The 19,629-nt window shown below is 36.8% G+C and carries 16 protein-coding genes; 10 read left to right on the top strand and 6 right to left on the bottom strand.

Annotated elements, in window-relative coordinates:
• Positions 1-72 precede the first annotated feature (72 nt).
• The 6 genes from ACFINM_RS00465 (at position 73) to ACFINM_RS00440 (ending at position 4,796) form a co-directional block, all read left to right on the top strand.
• Complete coding sequence (locus ACFINM_RS00465; RefSeq protein ID WP_375630013.1) at positions 73-1,317, top strand: murein hydrolase activator EnvC family protein; 1,245 nt, start codon at positions 73-75, stop codon at positions 1,315-1,317.
• On the top strand, positions 1,307-2,617 hold the full coding sequence (locus ACFINM_RS00460) for a S41 family peptidase (RefSeq protein ID WP_375621160.1): 1,311 nt from the start codon (positions 1,307-1,309) through the stop codon (positions 2,615-2,617). The genes ACFINM_RS00465 and ACFINM_RS00460 overlap by 11 nt, the downstream gene beginning before the upstream one ends.
• Positions 2,618-2,656: 39 nt before the next feature.
• Positions 2,657-3,178, top strand: a complete 522-nt coding sequence (locus ACFINM_RS00455) for an RNA pyrophosphohydrolase (RefSeq protein WP_375621161.1) — start codon at positions 2,657-2,659, stop codon at positions 3,176-3,178.
• A 99-nt stretch (positions 3,179-3,277) separates the two neighbouring features.
• The gene (locus ACFINM_RS00450; protein ID WP_273790632.1) at positions 3,278-3,838 is read left to right on the top strand and encodes an invasion associated locus B family protein; all 561 of its coding nucleotides are present in this window, start codon (positions 3,278-3,280) and stop codon (positions 3,836-3,838) included.
• Positions 3,839-4,165: 327 nt separating this feature from the next.
• Complete coding sequence (locus tag ACFINM_RS00445; RefSeq protein WP_375621162.1) at positions 4,166-4,459, top strand: YggT family protein; 294 nt, start codon at positions 4,166-4,168, stop codon at positions 4,457-4,459.
• A 22-nt stretch (positions 4,460-4,481) separates the two neighbouring features.
• Positions 4,482-4,796 carry a DUF167 domain-containing protein gene (locus ACFINM_RS00440; protein ID WP_375621163.1) on the top strand — a complete coding sequence of 105 codons (315 nt, stop codon included), beginning with the start codon at positions 4,482-4,484 and terminating at the stop codon, positions 4,794-4,796.
• A 53-nt stretch (positions 4,797-4,849) separates the two neighbouring features.
• Here the strand turns inward: ACFINM_RS00440 and ppa are convergent, their stop codons facing one another.
• The 3 genes from ppa to mgtE all read right to left on the bottom strand — a co-directional run bounded on the left by ppa (position 4,850) and on the right by mgtE (position 9,918).
• On the bottom strand, positions 4,850-5,380 hold the full coding sequence (gene ppa, locus ACFINM_RS00435; protein ID WP_273790629.1) for an inorganic diphosphatase: 531 nt from the start codon (positions 5,378-5,380) through the stop codon (positions 4,850-4,852).
• 68 nt (positions 5,381-5,448) lie between these two features.
• A complete protein-coding gene (gene typA, locus ACFINM_RS00430; RefSeq protein WP_375639526.1) occupies positions 5,449-7,275 on the bottom strand; it encodes a translational GTPase TypA in 1,827 nt (608 codons plus the stop codon).
• A gap of 1,266 nt (positions 7,276-8,541) precedes the next feature.
• Positions 8,542-9,918 (bottom strand): magnesium transporter, encoded by a 1,377-nt coding sequence (gene mgtE / locus ACFINM_RS00425; protein ID WP_375621166.1) that lies wholly within the window; start codon positions 9,916-9,918, stop codon positions 8,542-8,544.
• Between the two features lie 548 nt (positions 9,919-10,466).
• Here mgtE and ACFINM_RS00420 point away from each other — a divergent pair.
• A complete protein-coding gene (locus ACFINM_RS00420) occupies positions 10,467-12,491 on the top strand; it encodes a M3 family metallopeptidase (RefSeq protein ID WP_375639522.1) in 2,025 nt (674 codons plus the stop codon).
• A 163-nt stretch (positions 12,492-12,654) separates the two neighbouring features.
• Here the strand turns inward: ACFINM_RS00420 and ACFINM_RS00415 are convergent, their stop codons facing one another.
• A complete protein-coding gene (locus tag ACFINM_RS00415) occupies positions 12,655-13,731 on the bottom strand; it encodes an SGNH family hydrolase (RefSeq protein ID WP_375629994.1) in 1,077 nt (358 codons plus the stop codon).
• A gap of 14 nt (positions 13,732-13,745) precedes the next feature.
• Positions 13,746-15,005, bottom strand: a complete 1,260-nt coding sequence (locus tag ACFINM_RS00410; RefSeq protein WP_375639517.1) for a lytic murein transglycosylase — start codon at positions 15,003-15,005, stop codon at positions 13,746-13,748.
• Between the two features lie 265 nt (positions 15,006-15,270).
• Here ACFINM_RS00410 and ACFINM_RS00405 point away from each other — a divergent pair, with 265 nt between their 5' ends.
• Together ACFINM_RS00405 and ACFINM_RS00400 are read left to right on the top strand one after the other, a co-directional pair.
• Positions 15,271-16,161, top strand: a complete 891-nt coding sequence (locus ACFINM_RS00405; RefSeq protein ID WP_375639512.1) for a UTP--glucose-1-phosphate uridylyltransferase — start codon at positions 15,271-15,273, stop codon at positions 16,159-16,161.
• A 39-nt stretch (positions 16,162-16,200) separates the two neighbouring features.
• On the top strand, positions 16,201-17,193 hold the full coding sequence (locus ACFINM_RS00400; protein ID WP_375611850.1) for an SIS domain-containing protein: 993 nt from the start codon (positions 16,201-16,203) through the stop codon (positions 17,191-17,193).
• Positions 17,194-17,471: 278 nt separating this feature from the next.
• Here the strand turns inward: ACFINM_RS00400 and ACFINM_RS00395 are convergent, their stop codons facing one another.
• Entirely contained in the window at positions 17,472-17,831 is a 360-nt protein-coding gene (locus ACFINM_RS00395; RefSeq protein WP_375611849.1) for a hypothetical protein, read from the bottom strand.
• Positions 17,832-18,084: 253 nt separating this feature from the next.
• On the opposite strand from ACFINM_RS00395, the gene ACFINM_RS00390 reads away from it, so the two are divergent.
• Positions 18,085-19,470 carry a sigma-54-dependent transcriptional regulator gene (locus ACFINM_RS00390; RefSeq protein ID WP_375639507.1) on the top strand — a complete coding sequence of 462 codons (1,386 nt, stop codon included), beginning with the start codon at positions 18,085-18,087 and terminating at the stop codon, positions 19,468-19,470.
• The last annotated feature ends 159 nt before the right edge of the window (positions 19,471-19,629 follow it).

Below are 19,629 nucleotides of genomic sequence, written 5' to 3'. Positions count from 1 at the left end.
ATTTAAAGCATCTCTAATGTATACGATGAGGTGTCATGGTTTTTGCAAATGAAAAAGCTTCTTCATAGAAAGATGCTATATTTATATGAGGAGTGCGTCATATTTGTCATTCTGCTCTTGAGTATATTTTTTTGCTTTTCTGTATCGCATGCGGAAGATACAATGAGGAGTACGGAAGTCCATAAAGAATTAGGAGAAATTCGCCAAAATATTTCACTTTCGCGTGAGCGTGTTGCTTTTCTTATGCATCAAGTTGAGCATTTAAAAAAAGATCAACGTGTTTTGAGTGATGCACTCATAAAGGCGGCTAAAGAAGAACGTATAGTAGCAGATGATATTGCTAAAAGGGAAGAAAAGCTTAAAAAAATGATAGAAAAGCGGGTACAAGTCTATCAAAGTTTAAAAAATCGTCGTGCTGAATTTGCGGAAGTTCTTGCACTTTTGGAGCGTATGGGATTGAATCCGCCTCCTGCTCTTATGATACAGCCAGAGGACGCGTTGGCTTCTATACGTAGTTCCGTTTTATTAGGTACTGTTATTCCTCAGATGCAAGAGAAAACGCGAGATTTAACAGAAAAACTCAAGGAGTTGACCAATTTGAGTAATTCCATTACTACGGAATATAAGGCATTAAAGACAAAACTGCAAAATCAAGCAGAGCAGCGAAAACGTCTAGAGCTTTTATTAGACCAAAAAAACAAACTACAAAAAAAATCAGAAAAAGAACTTACAGAACAGCAACAAAAAAATATTGCTCTTGCTAAAAAAGCGCAGTCTTTGGAAGAATTGATTTTAGAGCTCGACCGCCAGTCAAAATTTAGCTCTGATGCATCAGTACAGGTAAGGAAAAGTTTGCAATTGTTAGAACAGTCCAATTTTGAAAGCCGAAAAGGTTCTTTACTTTTTCCTGTTTCAGGAAAAAGAATACGTCACTCTAATAAAAGTTCGCAGATTACGCGCTTTGGTGAAACGATAGAAACAGAGTCAGGAGCTGTTGTTATATCACCTGTAGATGCTTTTGTTGCTTTTGCTGGGCCATTTCGTTCTTACGGACATTTAATCATTCTCAATGTTGGAAATGGTTATCATATCATTCTTACTGGAATGTCGAGAATTAATGTAAAACAGGGGCAGTTTGTTCTTTCAGGTGAGCCTCTGGGTATAATGGAGATGCAATTTATTTCAAACAGTGTTGCATTGGATATAGGAAAAACTTCTCCAATGCTTTACATTGAGTTTAGAAAGCAGGGAAAACCTGTAAATCCAACTCCTTGGTGGCAGACTGAAAAAATAAGAAGGAGCCAAAATGATTCGTAAAGTTATTCTTTTGGTCGCTGGGGTATTGCTCGGCGCCTGTTCAATGATTATGGTGCAGTCTGTTGCTGCGAATAATGAAGATAATGCATATAAAAAGCTAGCTATATTTGGCGATGTTTTTGAGCGTGTGCGTATGCAATACGTTACAGTTCCAGATGATAAAAAGCTTATTGAAAACGCTATCAATGGCATGCTCACATCACTGGACCCTCATTCATCTTATTTGAATGCTGAAGAAGCCAAGGATATGCGGGATTCTACGAAAGGAGAGTTCGGAGGTCTTGGTATTGAGGTCACTATGGAAAAAAACTTAATTAAAGTTGTTTCACCAATGGATGATACTCCCGCTTCAAAAGCAGGTATTCTAGCAGGAGACCTTATTTCAAAAATTGATGATGTACAAACGAATGGTCAAACATTGAATGAAGCTGTTAATAAGATGCGAGGTGCTCCTGGAACACCAATTACCTTAACAATTATTCGTTCTGGCGTTGATAAGCCATTTGAAGTGAAGATTGTTCGTGATATTATCAAAGTAAAAGCGGTGAAATATCGGGTTGAGGGTGATATTGGATATTTAAGAGTTATCCAGTTTTCTGAACAGACATTAAATAATCTTCTAGCGGCAATTAAAGATATCCAATCTAAAATTCCTGAAGATAAGCTAAAAGGTTACGTCCTTGATTTGCGGCTTAATCCGGGTGGGCTTTTAGATCAAGCTGTTAATGTTTCGAGTGCTTTTCTCAATAAGGGTGAAATTGTGTCGACTCGTGGGCGCAAAAAGAGTGATGTGACAAGATTTGATGCGAAGCCAGGTGATGTCATCAATGGAAAACCGCTCATTGTTCTTATTAATGGTGGTTCAGCAAGTGCTTCTGAAATTGTTGCGGGTGCATTGCAAGATCATCGTCGTGCAACAATTTTAGGGACGCAGTCTTTTGGTAAAGGATCTGTTCAAACAATTATTCCTTTGGGTGAAAATGGGGCTTTACGCTTAACAACAGCACTTTATTACACGCCATCAGGCACTTCTATTCAAGGAACAGGGATTACGCCTGATATTATTGTAGAGCAACCACTCCCTGAAAAATATAAAGGTTATGATGTAAAAGTTGGTGAGTCTGCATTAAAAGGACATATCAAAGGAAAAAGAGAAAGTAATAAAGGATCTGGTTCAGCTGCTTTTGTTCCCAAAGACCCTAAAGATGATATTCAATTGAATGAGGCCTATAAACTGTTACGAGGTGAAATGTCAAATGCAGCATTTCCACCAGATCCCAATAAGGATGTATTAAAGTGAGAATTGATATCTATAGCTTGCGATTTTGAGGAATATTAAATGGATGCAGGTATTAATTTGAAGATTCTTCCATATCGCAAATGTGTTGGGATTGTTATTTTTAATCATGAGGGTAAAGTGTGGGTTGGGCGTCGTTTAATGATGCCCATTCATGCAGATATTGAAATATCTCATCGTTGGCAGCTTCCTCAAGGAGGGATTGATGAAAATGAAAAACCATTAGATGCAGCATATCGTGAACTTTATGAAGAAACGGGTATTCGATCTGTGAAGTTGATTAAAGAAGCACAAAATTGGTTCCATTATGATTTTCCACAAGAACTTATTGGGTGCACATTAACAAATAAATATCGTGGGCAAATACAAAAATGGTTTGCTTTCCAGTTTACAGGAAAGCTTTCTGAAATTGCGATTAATCCGCCACCAGATGGCAATAAAGCGGAATTCGATCAATGGAAATGGATTGATCTAGAAACCCTTCCGTTGATTGCTGTTTCTTTTAAAAAGCACGTTTATACGAAAGTTGTCAGCGAATTTCGAGGTAGCCTTAGACCATTATAAAAGCTATATGATTACGAGAAAGCTTTTTTTATTAAGATGCTTTATATTATAATAAATAATAAACATGTTTATCTTTTATGTAAAGAACAGGAATATAAAATGAAAAAGTTATTTAATTTACTTATAGTTTTTACTCTCTTGAGTATTTCATCTGTTGCATTTGCAACAAGTTCAAAGCCTCCTGCATCAAAAGATGCGGCAGCGACATTGCCAAATGGAGCTTCTTCTTTGACTGAAACCTACGGTTTGTGGACTATTAACTGTGGTATACAAGAAGGGAAAAGAATTTGTTTTATGCACCGTCAAGAAGTGAATGAGCAGGGGCGTGTTGTTGTGGCTATGGGCCTTACTCTCGATGCTGAGGGTGTTGTATCTGGTAATTTAACAGTTCCTTTTGGCATTTTGGTTTCTAAGCCTGTTCGTTTACAAGTTGATGAGGGAAAAGCTGTTATCGAAACCGGTATCCGGACTTGTGTACCAGCAGGTTGTGTGGTTCCTGTCGTTTTTGACAAAAATCACGTAGCAGCTTTACGTTCTGGAAAACAGTTAAAGTTGGCAATGACAATTGCTGCTGCAGGTGAACCAGCTTTGAATGATTTATTTGTTCAGCTAGATGGTTTTAGTAGTGCTCTTAATCGTTTGACTGCTTTGCAGAAATAATTTTAGAACTAGAAGCGGCCTTTAAAAGGCCGTTTTTAGTTTGTTTGTTTTTTTATAATTAATAATTAAAACGATGAGATTTAAGATTAATCCTATAAGAGATATTCAGATTTTTTGCCGTTTCTTCTATTTTATGTGCTATTTTTAATTTTGATATTTGTTTTCTAACTGCATCGTCATTAAATAGAGAGATGAAGAATTTAGATGTCTGGTTTTTATTCAAGAAAAAAGAGTATTGAAATATAAAACCATTTTTTGATACACAGACCTGCTTTAATGAAGGTTTTCTATACGCTCTTCTGTTTCCTTGATTGAAAGGGATGACGCATGATTTATGCATTGCTTCGAACGATTGATTTGATTTTTGAGATTTATATTGATATTTTAATCGCTAGTGTCATTTTTTCTTGGCTTTATGTCTTTAATATCATAAATTCACGCAATCGCTTTGTTGTTTTGATAGGAAGCTTTCTATATCGTTTTACAAATCCCGTTCTAAGCCGTATCCGGAAAATTTTACCAAATTTGGGAACGATTGATATTTCACCTATTGTAGTGTTCATTATTATTTATTTTATTCGTGTTTTCATGTGGCGCGTTTACGCAAACATATATGTATAGAAATATTACTTGAGGCGAATACATGTTTTATCAAGTTGATAAAAATAACTTGATTTTGTTTGTATATCTCATTCCCAAATCATCCGTTGACAAAATAATAGGGATTGAATGTAGGGATGGTGAAAAACAATATCTGGTTATACGCCTTCGTGCTGTTCCTGAAGATGGAAAAGCGAATAAAGCTCTCATTAAATTTCTTGCGAAGCAGTGGAAGATTTCAGCTTCTTCTATTTCTCTGAAAAGCGGCGCAACATCTCGCTACAAACAACTTTACTTTTCGACACATTTAGAAGAATTACAGCAGATATGGCAATCCTTTAGAGATTGCATCTCGTAGAAAAAATAAAGAATAAAGCCTATTTTTAAATAGGCTTTATTTTATTAAAATCGTTATATTTTTTTATTGCGTTCAACAGCTTGCTTAATTAATTCATGAGCAAAGTTTTTATCACGCCACCCTTCAATTTTGGCCCATTTCCCAGGTTCCAAATCTTTATAATGCTTGAAGAAATGTTCGATTTGTTTAAGTGTAATCTCAGGCAAGTCTGTGTAGTCATGAATATTGATATAGCGTTTTGTTAATTTTGTAGTGGGAATGGCAATAATTTTTTCATCTTTACCACCATCATCTTCCATCATTAGAGCTCCGATGGGGCGAACATTGATAACACAACCAGGCATAAGTGGACGGGTATTACAGATAAGGACATCAATAGGATCACCATCATCTGAAAGCGTATGAGGGACAAAACCGTAATTTCCAGGATAAACCATTGATGTATGAAGAAAACGGTCAACAAATAATGCACCCGACTTTTTATCCATCTCATATTTTATTGGTTGACCACCAAGGGAGACTTCCACAATAACGTTAATATCTTCTGGTGGATTTTTGCCTACGGGTATTTCCTTAATATTCATAGAGACATCCTTTCTGGAATATAGTGAGGCTCAATACAATTAAATATTTTACCAAAGAGATTATGAAATTAACTTGAAATTGATGTACGTGTTTTTTCAAAACGTTTACGTTCATTAGGATCAAGATAGAGTTTGCGGAGACGAATATTTTTAGGGGTTACTTCCACAAGTTCATCATCTTGTATCCACGATAAGGCGCGTTCTAATGTCATTTTAATGGGAGGCGTTAACTTTACGGCCTCATCTTTTCCAGAAGCGCGCATATTGGTGAGTTTTTTCCCTTTTAAGACATTGACTTCTAAGTCATTATCTCGTGAGTGGATGCCAATAATCATACCTTGATAGACTTTCACACCCGCATCGATGATCATAGGTCCACGATCTTCAAGATTAAAAAGAGCATAAGCGACAGATTCACCGTTGTCATTTGAAATCATAACACCATTAACACGACCAGCAATGCCTCCTTTATAAGGTTCATAAGCATGGAAAAGGCGATTCATAATTGCTGTACCACGTGTGTCCGTTAAAAGTTCAGATTGATAACCAATGAGTCCTCGGGTTGGTGCATAAAAGACAAGGCGGACACGATTACCTCCAGAAGGACGTAATTCCACCATTTCGCCTTTACGTTCAGACATTTTTTGTACAACAGTACCGGAATATTCTTCATCAACATCGATAACAACTTCTTCGATTGGCTCAAGAGTTATTCCATTTTCATCTTTTTGCATAACAACACGTGGGCGTGAAACACTAAGTTCAAATCCTTCACGGCGCATATTTTCAATGAGAACTGCAAGCTGTAATTCTCCTCGTCCTGAAACGTAGAAAGAATCTTTATCGACTGATTCTTCAATTTTAAGAGCGACATTGCCTTCTGCTTCTTTTAACAATCGGTCACGAATGACACGACTTGTTACTTTATCGCCTTCAGTTCCAGCAAGGGGACTATCGTTGACGAGAAAACTCATAGTAACAGTAGGAGGATCAATTGGTTGGGCAGTAAGGGGTTCATTGACAGTAGGGTCACAGAAAGTATCAGCAACGGTACCTTTTTGTAGACCTGCAATCGCAACAATATCACCAGCACTTCCTTCTTCAATAGGTTGCCGTTCTAAGCCACGAAATGCTAAAATTTTTGAAATACGCCCAGTTTCTAAAAGTTTTCCATCTTGTCCAAGAACCTTGACATTTTGATTGGGTTTTAGAGAGCCAGAATGAATCCGTCCTGTAATAATTCGTCCCAAAAACGGATCCGCTTCAAGAATAGTTCCAATCATGCGAAACGGTCCTTCTGCTACACTAGGAGAAGGGACATGCTGCGTCACAAGATCAAATAAAGGACCTAATCCCTGATCTTTTGGTCCCTCTGGGGCTTCAGCCATCCATCCATCGCGTCCAGATCCATAAAGAATAGGAAAATCAAGCTGTTCATCGGTTGCGTCAAGAGCAGCGAAAAGGTCAAAAACCTCATTAATGACTTCATCAACGCGTGCATCCGGTCGGTCAATTTTATTAATAGCAACAATAGGGCGCAATCCTACTTTCAATGCTTTGCCAACGACAAATTTTGTTTGTGGCATTGGTCCTTCAGCAGCATCAACAAGTACAATGGCTCCATCAACCATATTGAGGATGCGTTCAACTTCTCCACCAAAGTCAGCGTGTCCTGGTGTATCAACAATATTAATTCGAGTATCTTTCCAAACAACAGATGTCACTTTCGCTAGGATTGTAATTCCGCGTTCTTTCTCAATATCGTTTGAATCCATCATACGTTCGCTTGTACGCTGATTATCACGGAAGTTTCCTGATTGCTTGAGAAGCCCGTCTACAAGCGTTGTTTTCCCATGGTCAACGTGGGCAATGATGGCAATGTTACGCAATTGCATAAATTTTCTTCTTTTCGTTTAATGAAATTTCATTTGAGGCAAAGTCTTTACATTCTTTGCCTGACTATTAAAAAACCTTTTACATGTTTTTTTATAATTTTGGAAGATGGAGGCAATATTTTTATGGCAAAACTATTTATCCAAGTCTTTAAGGCTCTATTGAGCTTCAATTTCTGAAGCTTCGTAAAAGTTTTTTATAGTACGTATGTTCTATTCTCGAGCTAAAAATTATCCCAAAAATCACAGTCAATTTGATTTTTATCAATATGACACAAGAAATTTATATGAATTCTTGTAAGAGTAAGTAAGTATAAAGCTAGCGATATTGTTGTTGTTGTTGTTTTGCAAAGAGATTGATAAAAATCCGGAATATCTCTTAATCCATAGCCAATTTATTGACAACTTTACAATATTTTTATTCTAAATAAAGCTTTTTCTTATTCCATAACTTGTCAATCAAAATCCAGATCTAATGCAACCGTGTATTTGAGGTAAATATTGAGACGATTAAGAATTTTATAAGAAGTTCTAGCTTTTGTATGCCAGATTAGGGCAAGAGTTATATCTGTTTGATTTATTTATGAACTCGGAATACAGTCTTATTTAGAAAGAATATGAAGGCATCCAAAGAAAATTCCCATCTTTGCCGTTAATCCAATTTATGATTTCAAAAGCATCTAAAGTAATATCTTTTAAACCATGGAGATAGTGCATTGCCTTACACTTTTGTTAATTGCACTCTCTAATAGGAGTATGCTTTTCATGCCAAACAGAACACTTTAAACAGAATATACTTTTTGTTGCATATTCATGTACTTAAGAGAGATTACTTAACGTACACTACATCCATTCCATGATAGGGCTCATAAATGATATAACATACGCGAATAGTATACTATTAACGCCTTTGTGAAGAAATATAAAGCCTGTTGAGTATCATCATTATTATTCTTTCTCAGCTGTCAATATTGCGCCAGTTTTTGATACGAGAGAGGATATAAGAAGTATTTTATTTTTTCTTGAATAGTTTTTAGCCATACACCGATCTCGTTTGTGACTGGCAAGAAGATGACTTTAATCGATTTAATATGAGAAGCTTTATGATGAGGTAAAATTACGTTATTCGGAGCTGTTATTCAAAAAAATAATAAATTATCTATAGAGCGGTGTGCTAGAAAATAAATAATAAAGCTTATTCTCTTATGGAAAGAATCTTAGGTTACATGACAAGATTTTTCCATAAGTAAGAGTTTTTACTTTACATGTTTAAAGAAGAGTTCCTGACAAAATGAGAGAAGCTACAGAAAAGTAGATTATAATGCCCATGACATCTACTAAAGTTGCCACAAAAGGAGCAGAAGCACTTGCTGGATCAAATTTTAAACCTTTAAGAATAAAAGGCAACATAGATCCAGAAAGAGAACCAAAGGTAACGATTCCAACTAAAGCTGTACCCACTGTTGTCGAAATAGCAATCCAATGTTGGCCATAGTCGTAGATACCTAGTTTTTGCCAAAGAGCAATGCGCGTAACACCAATAATTCCTAGTAAGAGACCAAGGGATAGTCCTGTTGGAATTTCACGAATGATCACTTTCCACCAGTCTTTCAACGTGAGTTCACGTAAAGCCAATGCACGTATAATAAGGGATGTAGCCTGTGAGCCGGAATTTCCTCCTGAGCTCATAATGAGAGGTATGAACAGTGTAAGAATAATCGCTTTTTCGAGTTCTGTTTCGAAATGTTGCATAGCGCTTGCTGTCAGCATTTCACCGATAAAGAGTAAAGCGAGCCAGCCTCCGCGTTTTTTCATCATTTCAGGAAACTTAATTTGCATATAGGGCTTATTAAGTGCTTCCATACCCCCAAATTTATAGGCATCTTCATTCATTTCATCGACCATAGTATCAAGCACGTCATCAACGGTTACAATGCCAATGACATGGTTACTTTCATCAACTACAGGCACAGAGAGAAGATCATGGCGCTGGAAAAGGCGTGCGATATCTTCATGATGTGTGAAAGGTGATATTGTAATGGGCGAGTCATGGGTAGGGACATTAAGAATTTGTTCATCAGGTGAGGCAAGAATAAGGTTACGCAGGGAAACAGCTTTGAGAAGAGTACCTGTTTTGGGGTCAATTACATAGCTGGTATAAACTGTTTCACGTGTTCGCTCGACCTCACGAATGTGATCCAAAGTTTTTTGTATGGTCCAGTTTGAAGGAACGGCTATAAACTCTGTTGTCATCAGTGCTCCTGCTGTATGATCAGGATAACTGGTGAGTTTTTTAAGTTCAGCGCGCGTTAAGGGGTTAAGCAAGGCATAAAGTCGTGTACGGGTTTTCTTATTCATTTCTTGAAAGACGTCTGCAGCAGCATCAGCAGACATGCCGTCAAGAATTTCAACAGCACGATTTATAGGGAGAAGTTCTAGGATGGCAGCAGGTTGCTCAAGCTCTGGTTTATCAAAAAGTTCGATAACATAATCAAGAGGCAGAAGACTAAGAATAGTTACACGTTCCATGATATCGAGCTCATTGATGATATCAATAGAGTCTGCAAAATGCTGGTTCTTTAACTTTTCAGCGAGAGCTTCAGGAGAAAAATTTTTGAAGTCGAAGGCCGTTTTGATTTCAGTCATGATAAAGTACCTCCTGAAGAGTTGGAGAGTTGTAAATCTAGATAATAGATGAGATAAAAACAAAAGTTTATGGAAGATTTAAAAAAACTCCCCAGCTATATTCCCAATTGTTAATATTTGAAGTAAAGTCAAGGGTAAATTGTAAGTTATAAACAAGTTTCTGAATCACTAAAACGAGAATACAGCTTAATTTGAGGATAATATAAAAACGTAAATGTAAAAATCAGTTCTGATTTTACCATCATTTCTTTAATGCAGTTTGCGATTTTCAAAAGAATCTACAGCAATATTTTATAAAGAGTGGAGATTATGCTTTTCTCCAAGTGTTTTTGTTAATATGCAATTCTATTGTGATGTGCGAGCGAATAATCTTTATTGCTTCAATATAATATGGTTTGAATGAAAGAACTTTACGATTTTCAGGTTTTTTATTCAATAGCGTTTTGAAAGGTAGTTTTGAAACTCACGAAATAGTTTTAGTATGTTATCAATTTGTGTCGTAAAGATAATTGTTACAGTTTAAATTTATAATGGAGACATAAAGTATTATGACAAAAGCAGCAGTGCTGGACTGGAAGGGATTTTCAGGTCTTCCTGATTTTTCTTCTATAAGTGACGAAGATTTTAAACCCGCTTTTGAACAGGCACTTCAAGAAGCAGAAGAAGAACTAGAGGCAATTGCGATGGTGCAAGAACCACCAACGCTTGAGAATTTTTTGCAGCCTTTTGAGCTTTGCGGTAAAGCGCTTGATCGTGTCTGTTCAATATTTTTCTTACGCACCAGTGCTCATACGAATGTATTAATTCAACAGCTAGAGCAAGAGTTCGTTGTAAAACTTTCTCGTTATTCTTCAAAAATGATGATGGATGCACGGATATTTGCGAAAATAGATATGCTTTATAAACGGTCGCAGTTGGGCAAATTTGAGAGTGAAACAACACGTGTTCTTGAATTATGGTGGAAAAAGTTTGTTTGTCATGGGGCAAAACTCGATGAAAAAGCTAAGAAACGGCTTTTGGAAATTAATGAAAGACTTGCTTTTTTAAATGCTACTTTTGGACAAAATGTCTTAAATGATGAAGCTGAATGGATTCTGTTTTTAAAACAAACAGACTTATCTGGTTTACCGCAAGATCTCATTGCTTCAATGAAGGAAATTGCGTGTGAAAGAGGCAATGAAGAAGCGTATGCATTAACACTAGCACGTTCGATTGTTGAACCTTTTTTAAAATTCTCTGATCGTCGTGATTTGCGTGAGGTTGCATTCCAAGCTTGGGCTAAACGTGGTGAAAATAATAACAAGAATGATAATAAAACAATTATTGTAGAGATTGTTGCGCTTCGAGATGAGCAGGCTAAATTATTGGGATATAAATCTTTCGCAGATTTGAAGCTCGATAATACTATGGCTAAAAGTGTTGATTCCGTTATGGATTTGCTTATGCCTGTATGGGAGCGCGCAAGAGCGAAAGCTTCTACTGAGCAAATTGACTTACAAAATTTTGCCAACAATCAGGGCAGCAATGAATCTTTAGCTGCTTGGGATTGGCGTTATTATGCTGAAAGACTTCGCACTGAAAAACTTTCTTTCGATAGCGCTGAGATTAAATATTATTTTCAGCTTGATCTTATGATTAAAGCGGCTTTTGGGGTAGCCGAAAAACTCTTTAGCATTACATTTGAAGAAAAAAACGCTGTTACACTTTGGCATCCTGATGCACGTTTGTGGGAAGTAAAAAAGTCTGATGGAAGTCTACTTGGGCATTTTATTGGTGATTATTTTGCGCGTTCTTCAAAACGCTCCGGTGCGTGGATGAGTAGTTTGCAATCACAACATAAATTGGATGGCGGACAAAAGCCTATTATCTACAATGTTTGTAATTTTGCTAAACCACCTAAAGGGGAAGTTGCTCTTTTATCACTTGATGATGCACGTACGCTTTTCCACGAATTTGGACATGCATTGCATGGTTTGCTTTCTGATGTCACATGGCCATCTGTGTCGGGAACATCTGTTTCACGTGATTTTGTTGAGCTACCTTCTCAACTTTACGAACATTGGTTAACAGTACCAGAGATATTAAAATCTTATGCTATACATACAAAAACAGGTCATCCTATGCCACAAGAGTTGATAGATAAAGTCTTAGTAGCACAGACATTTAATGCAGGATTTTCTGCCGTTGAATTTATCTCATCAGCTTTAGTGGATATGGCTTTTCATCAAGGCGAAACAGTCACTGATCCAACAGTGTTTGAACGCCAAGAATTAGAAAAGTTGCAAATGCCTGATACAATTATTATGCGTCATCGTCCCCCACATTTTATGCACGTGTTTGCGGGGGATGGTTATGCATCTGGTTACTATTCTTATATGTGGTCGGAAGTCCTTGATGCTGATGCTTTTCAAGCTTTTGAAGAAACGGAAGATGTTTTTAATTCAGAGCTTGCTGATAAGTTGAAACGTTTTATTTACTCCGCTGGAGGAAGTCGTGATCCAGAGGAGCTTTATAAAGCTTTTCGGGGACGAATGCCTTTACCAGAGGCAATGATTAACAAACGTGGACTATAAGATATAACGGTATGGTTAACACCATGCCGTTTTCATATTATTCGAAAGGTGCAGTTGCGATTTATGCAAATTTTTTCTTCATTATAGCTCTGTAAACAGAGTTTTTTTATCTTATTCGCTTTTTGTTTATAGAGGAAAATAGATTTTGTATTTTAAATAGACATTATGGGAAAGAAAAATTATCAGCTCGATCTTTTTGATGCCCATTTGGTGGAAACCATGATTTTTTTATAAAACTTGACTTTCTTTTGCCTAAAAGGTGAGTGTTTTTTTGTACCATATCATCGAGGCTCATTGGAAGCTGACGCATAATTTTACTCCGCTCTTGATTCTCTGATTCTTGTATAAGTTTTTGAATAGCTTTATCGGTTGAGTATGAATTTTCATGAGAAAAGGCGTGAAAATTTAAAATGTTTTTCAATGGTTTTTCTAAATAAGAGGTAAGTTTTTTCTTTCCTTCAGGGGTGAAATGCATGCCATTATTGGTGCGTAATTTGGTTGTTTTTCCATTAATATCATAGCCTGAAAAAGAAAAAAATCCTTCTTCATCACTAAAGCCGCTCCAGATATCGAGAAAATACCCTCCTGCTGTTTCTGTTTCTTGTTTATAGAGCGCATTAAAAATTTTCATTTTTTGTGTCAAAAGGTCATTTCCAAAAGAAGGTTGACCTATCCATATCCATGATTTTCCAGAGGCGTGAAGACTTTCAGTAATTTCGATAATTCTTTGTTTGTAGATGCGTATCCATTCTGACTGATCTGTGTTAATCATGTTATGAGAGTCTGTGATGGGTTGATTATCATTTGCACCGATCATCATGATAATAACATCGGGGCTATTTTGGTCAATGAGTTTAGAAATATTGCTTTGCCAAGAATAATAATCCGTTCGAACTAAGCCGGAAGCTGGTATTGTGTTGTTCATGATAACGATATCGCTATTATTTATAAAAAACTTTTTAAGTGCATCGGCAACAGCAGAGGCTGCAAAATCCCCTACAACAAGAATGCGTTTTGCATTCTCATTTTTTAGCTTTTGTATGTTTTTTTGTGTTACGATTTTTTTTTGCGGCTTGTCTATTTTTTGTTCTATAATTTGCGGTGGCTGCTGTGTCTGTTTGTTTTGTTGTGATAACCATTTGAAGAAGTTCGTTGCTTTACTTGGGGATGGCTGTAAGATCCCCACAATAGAAAGTGAAAACAGCAATAATGTCAAGTATATCAGGCGAAAAGAAGACAAAACCTTAGTCTCCATTATTGTTTGCGAAGGATAAAAAGCACTTGAGATGATGGATATCCATTTTCTTTTAGACCGTAATGCAGCTGAAAAGCTTTGATTGCTTTGCGAGAGGCTGTTCCGATTTGTCCATCAATATCTCCTTTATAATATCCCAATGCACTTAAGCGAGATTGCAGTTCTTTGCACTCTTGGAAGGTAATAGGCTGAAAAGGTCTTTGCCAATCATGCACTAATCCAAGATGTCCAGCAATACGATCAGCAAGAAGGGAAACAGCAAACGCATAACGATCTGCATTATTATAATGTTTCAGAACAAAGAAATTTTTTGTGACTAAAAATATAGGTCCTTTTGCTCCATCTGGATATTTTAATATTGCTTGTTCAGCTGATGTAGGAAGAGGGTGCCCATTTGCGTGTTTTACACCTAATTTTTTCCATTGTTCAAAGGAATACCAGCCTTCAGGAAGGTTTTTCCCCTGTGGCACTTTTACCTCTACTCCCCAAATAAGATTAGGTTGCCAGCCATTTTTGTGGAGAAGGTTAGCAGCAGTAGCCAGAGCATCTGGAACAAAGTTCCAGATATCACGCCGTCCATCTTGATTTATATCAACAGCATAGGCGAGATAACTGCTTGGAATAAATTGTGTATGTCCCAATGCTCCGGCCCAAGATCCAGTGAGTTGAGAGCGTTTAATTTCACCACTTTGTAGAATTTTCATAGCAGCAATCAGCTGTGTATATGCGTATTTTTCGCGTTTTTTATCGGCATAGGCTAGGGTTGCAAGTGAGCGAATGGCATCACGCATTACACTTTTATTGGCTAAAATTTTCCCATAATTGCTTTCCATTGACCAAATAGCAAGCAGAATATTACGGTCAACACCAAAACGTTCTTCAATTTGAAGAAGCCATTTGTTCCATTTTTTTGCTTGGCGCCGTCCTTCCACAATTGCGATATCATGGACACGATTATCGAAATAGTTCCAGGAAGGAGCAACAAATTCCGGTTGGTATGCGGCGCTTTTTAGAACTTCAGGATCAATGGCATTAACACCTTTAAACGCCATATGAAACGTAGAAGGGGTAATATTGTGAGCAATAGCTATTTTTTTAAATTCTTTAATCCAGTGTTTAAATCCGCTATCCGCATGTGAAAATGATGCAAAAAACATTAAAAAAGCAGACAAAAGAATGGCAGAGCCAGTGACAAGGGGTCTCCAAGCTATTGACTTCTCTAAAAAAAAAGAGAAACTCTTCAATTCTGTTTTTTGCATTTTGAAATCCCCATTAATATTCAATTCATTAGATGTGCAATAACTTTATTTTGTATTTAGTTTAATCGATAATATGATCAAGAAGAGGAAAAAACTGAAATAAATAACTCGTTTTAATCCTTTCAATAAATTCTCAGACTCTTTTTACATTTTGATTGCCCATTATAATGATAATCAAAACAATAAGATATCTTTTTTACCATTTCGTAAAAACATATGATAAATAAAACAAAAAAGTTATATGAATTCATTGAGGAGGGTGAGTGTGCGTAAAATCCGGAAAGCAGTATTCCCAGTAGCAGGTCTTGGTACGCGTTTCCTTCCTGCGACAAAAACGATTCCTAAAGAAATGCTAACAGTTGTTGATAAACCTGTTATTCAATATGTTGTGGATGAGGCGAGGGAAGCTGGTATTGAGCATTTTATTTTTGTGACTGGACGCAACAAAGCAGTCATTGAGGATTATTTTGATGCGCAAGTTGAATTATACACGACACTTGCTGAATGTGGAAAGAAAGAAGATCTTGCAAACTTATACCGTTTACAGCCATTACCAGGGTCAACTTCTTTCACTCGGCAACAGCAACCTTTGGGATTAGGGCATGCTCTTTGGTGTGCGCGTGAATTAGTTGCAGGGGAACCTTTTGCTTTATTATTACCCGATATGTTGATACAGGCGAAAAAGGGCTGTCTTTCTGAAATGATGAGCCTTTATGAAAAGGTGGGTGGGGGGAATATTATAGCAGTTCAGGAATGCGATCCTAGAGAAACACATAAATATGGTATTGTTGGGAAAGGCAAACAGATTGCAAATGGTTTTGAAATCACAAAAATGGTAGAGAAACCGGCACAAGGAACGGCACCATCAAATTTGTACATCAATGGACGTTATATTTTGCAGCCAGAAATTTTTAATATTCTTTCCACTCAAGAACGGGGAACAGGAAATGAAATTCAATTAACAGATGCTATGATATGGCTTTCAAATGAGCAAGATTTTTGGGGTTTGCAAGTAAAAGGGCGCACTTTTGATTGCGGTTCTAAAGCTGGTTTTATTGAAGCCAACGTTGCATTTTCTTTGGCACGCGCTGATATGCACAGCCACGTTTCTGCTTCATTGAAAAATTTACTGGAAACCATTAATGTTGAAAAGTGATATAGATCTCTCACTTAATTTTATTGATCGAATTTGATTATGACAATACCGTCTCCTCATATGGCTTTGCAAGGTGCAGTAGCATCAGCGCTTAAAACACTTGCTAGTGAAAAGCAGGGGCTTGAAGCTCTTGAAAAAGCTCTGCTGGAAAGTCTTTCTTCTTCTTTTGAAGCGGCTGTTCAAACTATTAGAAATGCGCGTGGACATGTGGTCATTACTGGCCTTGGAAAAAGTGGTCATATAGGGACAAAAATTGCAGCAACCTTAGCCTCAACTGGAACACCTGCCTTTTTTGTGCACGCTGCAGAAGCCAATCATGGTGATCTTGGTATGATTGGCTCTGATGACGTTATTCTTGCGTTATCATGGTCTGGTGAAACTCAAGAGTTAAGTGGTATTATGAGTTATGCGGCGCGTTTTCGTATTCCCCTTATTGCGATGACATCAAGTAAGCACTCTGTGTTAGGGCGGCAAGCTGATATTGTGCTATTATTACCAAAGATAGAAGAGGCTTGCCCCCATGGTTTAGCCCCTACAACTTCAACAATTATGCAATTGGCAATGGGAGATGCATTAGCGGTTTCTCTTTTAGAAATGCGTGGTTTTACCGCAACGGATTTCAAAATATATCATCCTGGTGGTTCTCTTGGTGCAAGCCTTAAATACGTGTGTGATATTATGCATGAGGGTGATAATATTCCTTTGGTTATGCAGGGAACAGCTATGACTGAAGCGATGAATGTTTTGGTGGAAAAACATTTTGGTTGTGTTGGTGTTGTGAATCAAGAAGGTGAACTAATCGGAATTGTAACTGATGGCGATCTTGCACGTAACATTCATTTTAATTTATCAAAATTTAATGTTGACGAGGTGATGACCAAAGCTCCTAAAGTTGTAAAGCCAAATACACTTGTTGGTGCAGCAACAGCTTTTATTAATGATCATCAGATTGGTGCATTTTTTGTGGTTGAAGATAAAAAACCGATAGGAATTGTTCATTTTCATGATCTTTTGCGCATTGGAGCTGCTTAGATTAAAGTTCCCTATCAAATAAAATGTTATTTTAGGTTGAAATAGATTGCAGGATACAAAGTTACAATTTTATTGTGAGGTGGCTTTACTGATATTTTGTGGAAGAAAATGATTATTTTACGCATTTCATAATGTTTAGAAAATTTTCAGGGTAAAGATTATACCAGCCTCTTTGCGTATTTTAGAGAGGATTTTCTATCAGGAGGAGAAAGGATATCGCCTCCTGCTTAATGTGTGTGCTCCCTCTGTTCTTAAGAGAGGTTTCCCTTGTACTTTGTTTAAGATTTCCGCTTAAGGAAAAACTGTGCTCCTGTATGTGAGGTGCAGAGAAGTTGTGTGGCGTCATATGACATTGTACAATTGACTCTAGAAATTGTTCCACGGAGAATAGAGCGTATTTCAATTTCTATATTTTGGGCATTGAGATAATTATATGCTCCTTCTGATAGTTTTTCTTCTGTATCTGCTGCATGCGTTTCAAAAACACCATTGTGGAAAGAAGAAATAATACCATTCTCATCAACCCATTTTCCATCAATTCCAGTTGGCATATTTGAGTTATAATATCGCGAAAAGTTACAGGCACTTAACAGCAAGGCGGTAATTGTAAGACATAAAATATGATAGGTATGTTTCATTTATTGCACTCTATTTAGATTATTTTGCTCTCTAGTTTCTATAACATTATTAAATTACCCCATGAGTCAATATGAAAAATTTGATAAAAATCAATGAAAAAGCAAAAAAATGGAAAAAAATGCCTTAATGTTGTATTTAATTGACAGCTTGATGAATTTCGTAAGTGAAACACAAGAGGTAAAATATTTCTTATGGTTTACAACAATTTTTATATTAAGCTGCTAAGTAGTCTCAAAGGAGATTATTGACATTATGGTTGGTCCCATTCTTGTTGCGAGTGAAGATTATGGAAGACGTATAGAACTTTCTTCTATGCTGCGAGGTTTTGGTTATCGTGTCATTGAAGCAGAAAATGGTCTCCGTACGATTGATCTTTTACACAGGCGTAAAAACATTGTGCTTGCACTCCTTGATGTCGTTATGAGTGATTTGAGTGTGAGCGATTTGATTAAAATGATTAGAGTTGCTGGTGTTTCTGTTCCTATTGTCGTTATAGCACAACAAGAGAATCAGCATTTACTCCAGAAAGCTTTAACAGCTGGAGCTATTGATTATTGGATCCATCCAGTAACATTATTACGTGTAAGAGTTACTTTGGATATCCTTGCTCTTATTTCTGCCTTGGAGCATGAGGTTCGAGATATTCGGCGAAAAAAAGAGAATCATTTACGGTTTTCTGATCTTTGCGTAAAAAGTAGAGCTATGCAGATAGTATTAGAACAATCGAGACAAGCAGCAACTTCTTTACAGAATCTTTTGATAGAGGGAGAAGCTGGAACAGGACGTGAGACATTAGCTCGGATTATTCATCATGAGGGATTATTTTCGGAGGGTGTTTTTGTTCGCTTTCAATGTTCAGCCATCGTTGATCCAGAAGAAGAAAATCAGCAGTGGTTTAAAGAATTCCTACCATTGGTTTCTTCTCTTGAAAAAGGGACACTTTGCCTTTGTGATATTGATCGACTTGAGCCCATACAGCAAAAACGGTTTGCTCATTACCTTAAAGAAAGGGAAAGGGATACAAAAGGAGATTTTTTTCCTTTTCGGATCATCGCTATTTCAACATCGCGTTTAAAGGACTTGGTTAATGAGAACTTTTTTTTGCATAGTTTGTTTGAACAATTTTCTCACTTGTCTATTAGCGTTCCTGCTTTACGAGAATTAAGGGATGATTTTCCAGAGATCACACAACGTTTGATTGATCGCATTATCACAGAAACAGGGCGATCACATGTCCATGGTTTAGCAGGCTCTGCTCTTTCCTTGCTTATGCAGTATGATTGGCCTGGCAATAGAAATGAGCTTGAAACCTTTTTATTTCGTGCGATTTTACTCAGTGAAGGACCGTTATTAACTGTTCGAGATTTTCCGCAATTAATGGGAAATTCATTAATGAATGTTCCCAATATCATTGAGGGTAATATGCAAGAAGATAATGAGCAAGAATCGATAAAGTTTTTGAATACTGATGGGCATGTACGTACTTTTGCAGAAATGGAGCTTGATATTATAGAGAAAGCGATTAAACATTATAAAGGACATATGAGTGAGATTGCGCGCCGCCTTCATATTGGTCGCTCTACACTTTATAGAAAAATGGAAGAATTGAGAGCAATAAGAAATCAAGAACGAAAGTAAAATTCATAACAAATTTCTCTTCATGACAAGCAAGCGTTTCAAAAAAATAGAGTGGATTTTGATAAAGTCCGTGGGGGAAAGCTGAAGAAAATAATCATTTATTGTAAAATTTATCTATAGAGGATAATTTTGTAGATTTAAATCAAATATAAATTTTAT

Origin of the sequence: Bartonella sp. AA168HLJHH (assembly GCF_042197365.1) — a bacterium.
Lineage (GTDB): Bacteria > Pseudomonadota > Alphaproteobacteria > Rhizobiales > Rhizobiaceae > Bartonella.
The sequence above is the reverse complement of the archived record's forward strand: the minus strand, read 5'-3'. Positions and strand labels throughout refer to the sequence as shown.

Excerpts from the sequence above, each read along its gene's own strand:
- ACFINM_RS00465 (WP_375630013.1), top strand. The coding sequence starts at position 73 with ATGCTATATTTATATGAGGAGTGCGTCATATTTGTCATTCTGCTCTTG.
- ACFINM_RS00460 (WP_375621160.1), top strand. The coding sequence starts at position 1,307 with ATGATTCGTAAAGTTATTCTTTTGGTCGCTGGGGTATTGCTCGGCGCC.
- ACFINM_RS00455 (WP_375621161.1), top strand. The coding sequence starts at position 2,657 with ATGGATGCAGGTATTAATTTGAAGATTCTTCCATATCGCAAATGTGTT.
- ACFINM_RS00450 (WP_273790632.1), top strand. The coding sequence starts at position 3,278 with ATGAAAAAGTTATTTAATTTACTTATAGTTTTTACTCTCTTGAGTATT.
- ACFINM_RS00445 (WP_375621162.1), top strand. The coding sequence starts at position 4,166 with ATGATTTATGCATTGCTTCGAACGATTGATTTGATTTTTGAGATTTAT.
- ACFINM_RS00440 (WP_375621163.1), top strand. The coding sequence starts at position 4,482 with ATGTTTTATCAAGTTGATAAAAATAACTTGATTTTGTTTGTATATCTC.
- ppa (WP_273790629.1), bottom strand. The coding sequence starts at position 5,380 with ATGAATATTAAGGAAATACCCGTAGGCAAAAATCCACCAGAAGATATT.
- typA (WP_375639526.1), bottom strand. The coding sequence starts at position 7,275 with ATGCAATTGCGTAACATTGCCATCATTGCCCACGTTGACCATGGGAAA.
- mgtE (WP_375621166.1), bottom strand. The coding sequence starts at position 9,918 with ATGACTGAAATCAAAACGGCCTTCGACTTCAAAAATTTTTCTCCTGAA.
- ACFINM_RS00420 (WP_375639522.1), top strand. The coding sequence starts at position 10,467 with ATGACAAAAGCAGCAGTGCTGGACTGGAAGGGATTTTCAGGTCTTCCT.
- ACFINM_RS00410 (WP_375639517.1), bottom strand. The coding sequence starts at position 15,005 with ATGCAAAAAACAGAATTGAAGAGTTTCTCTTTTTTTTTAGAGAAGTCA.
- ACFINM_RS00400 (WP_375611850.1), top strand. The coding sequence starts at position 16,201 with ATGACAATACCGTCTCCTCATATGGCTTTGCAAGGTGCAGTAGCATCA.
- ACFINM_RS00395 (WP_375611849.1), bottom strand. The coding sequence starts at position 17,831 with ATGAAACATACCTATCATATTTTATGTCTTACAATTACCGCCTTGCTG.
- ACFINM_RS00390 (WP_375639507.1), top strand. The coding sequence starts at position 18,085 with ATGGTTGGTCCCATTCTTGTTGCGAGTGAAGATTATGGAAGACGTATA.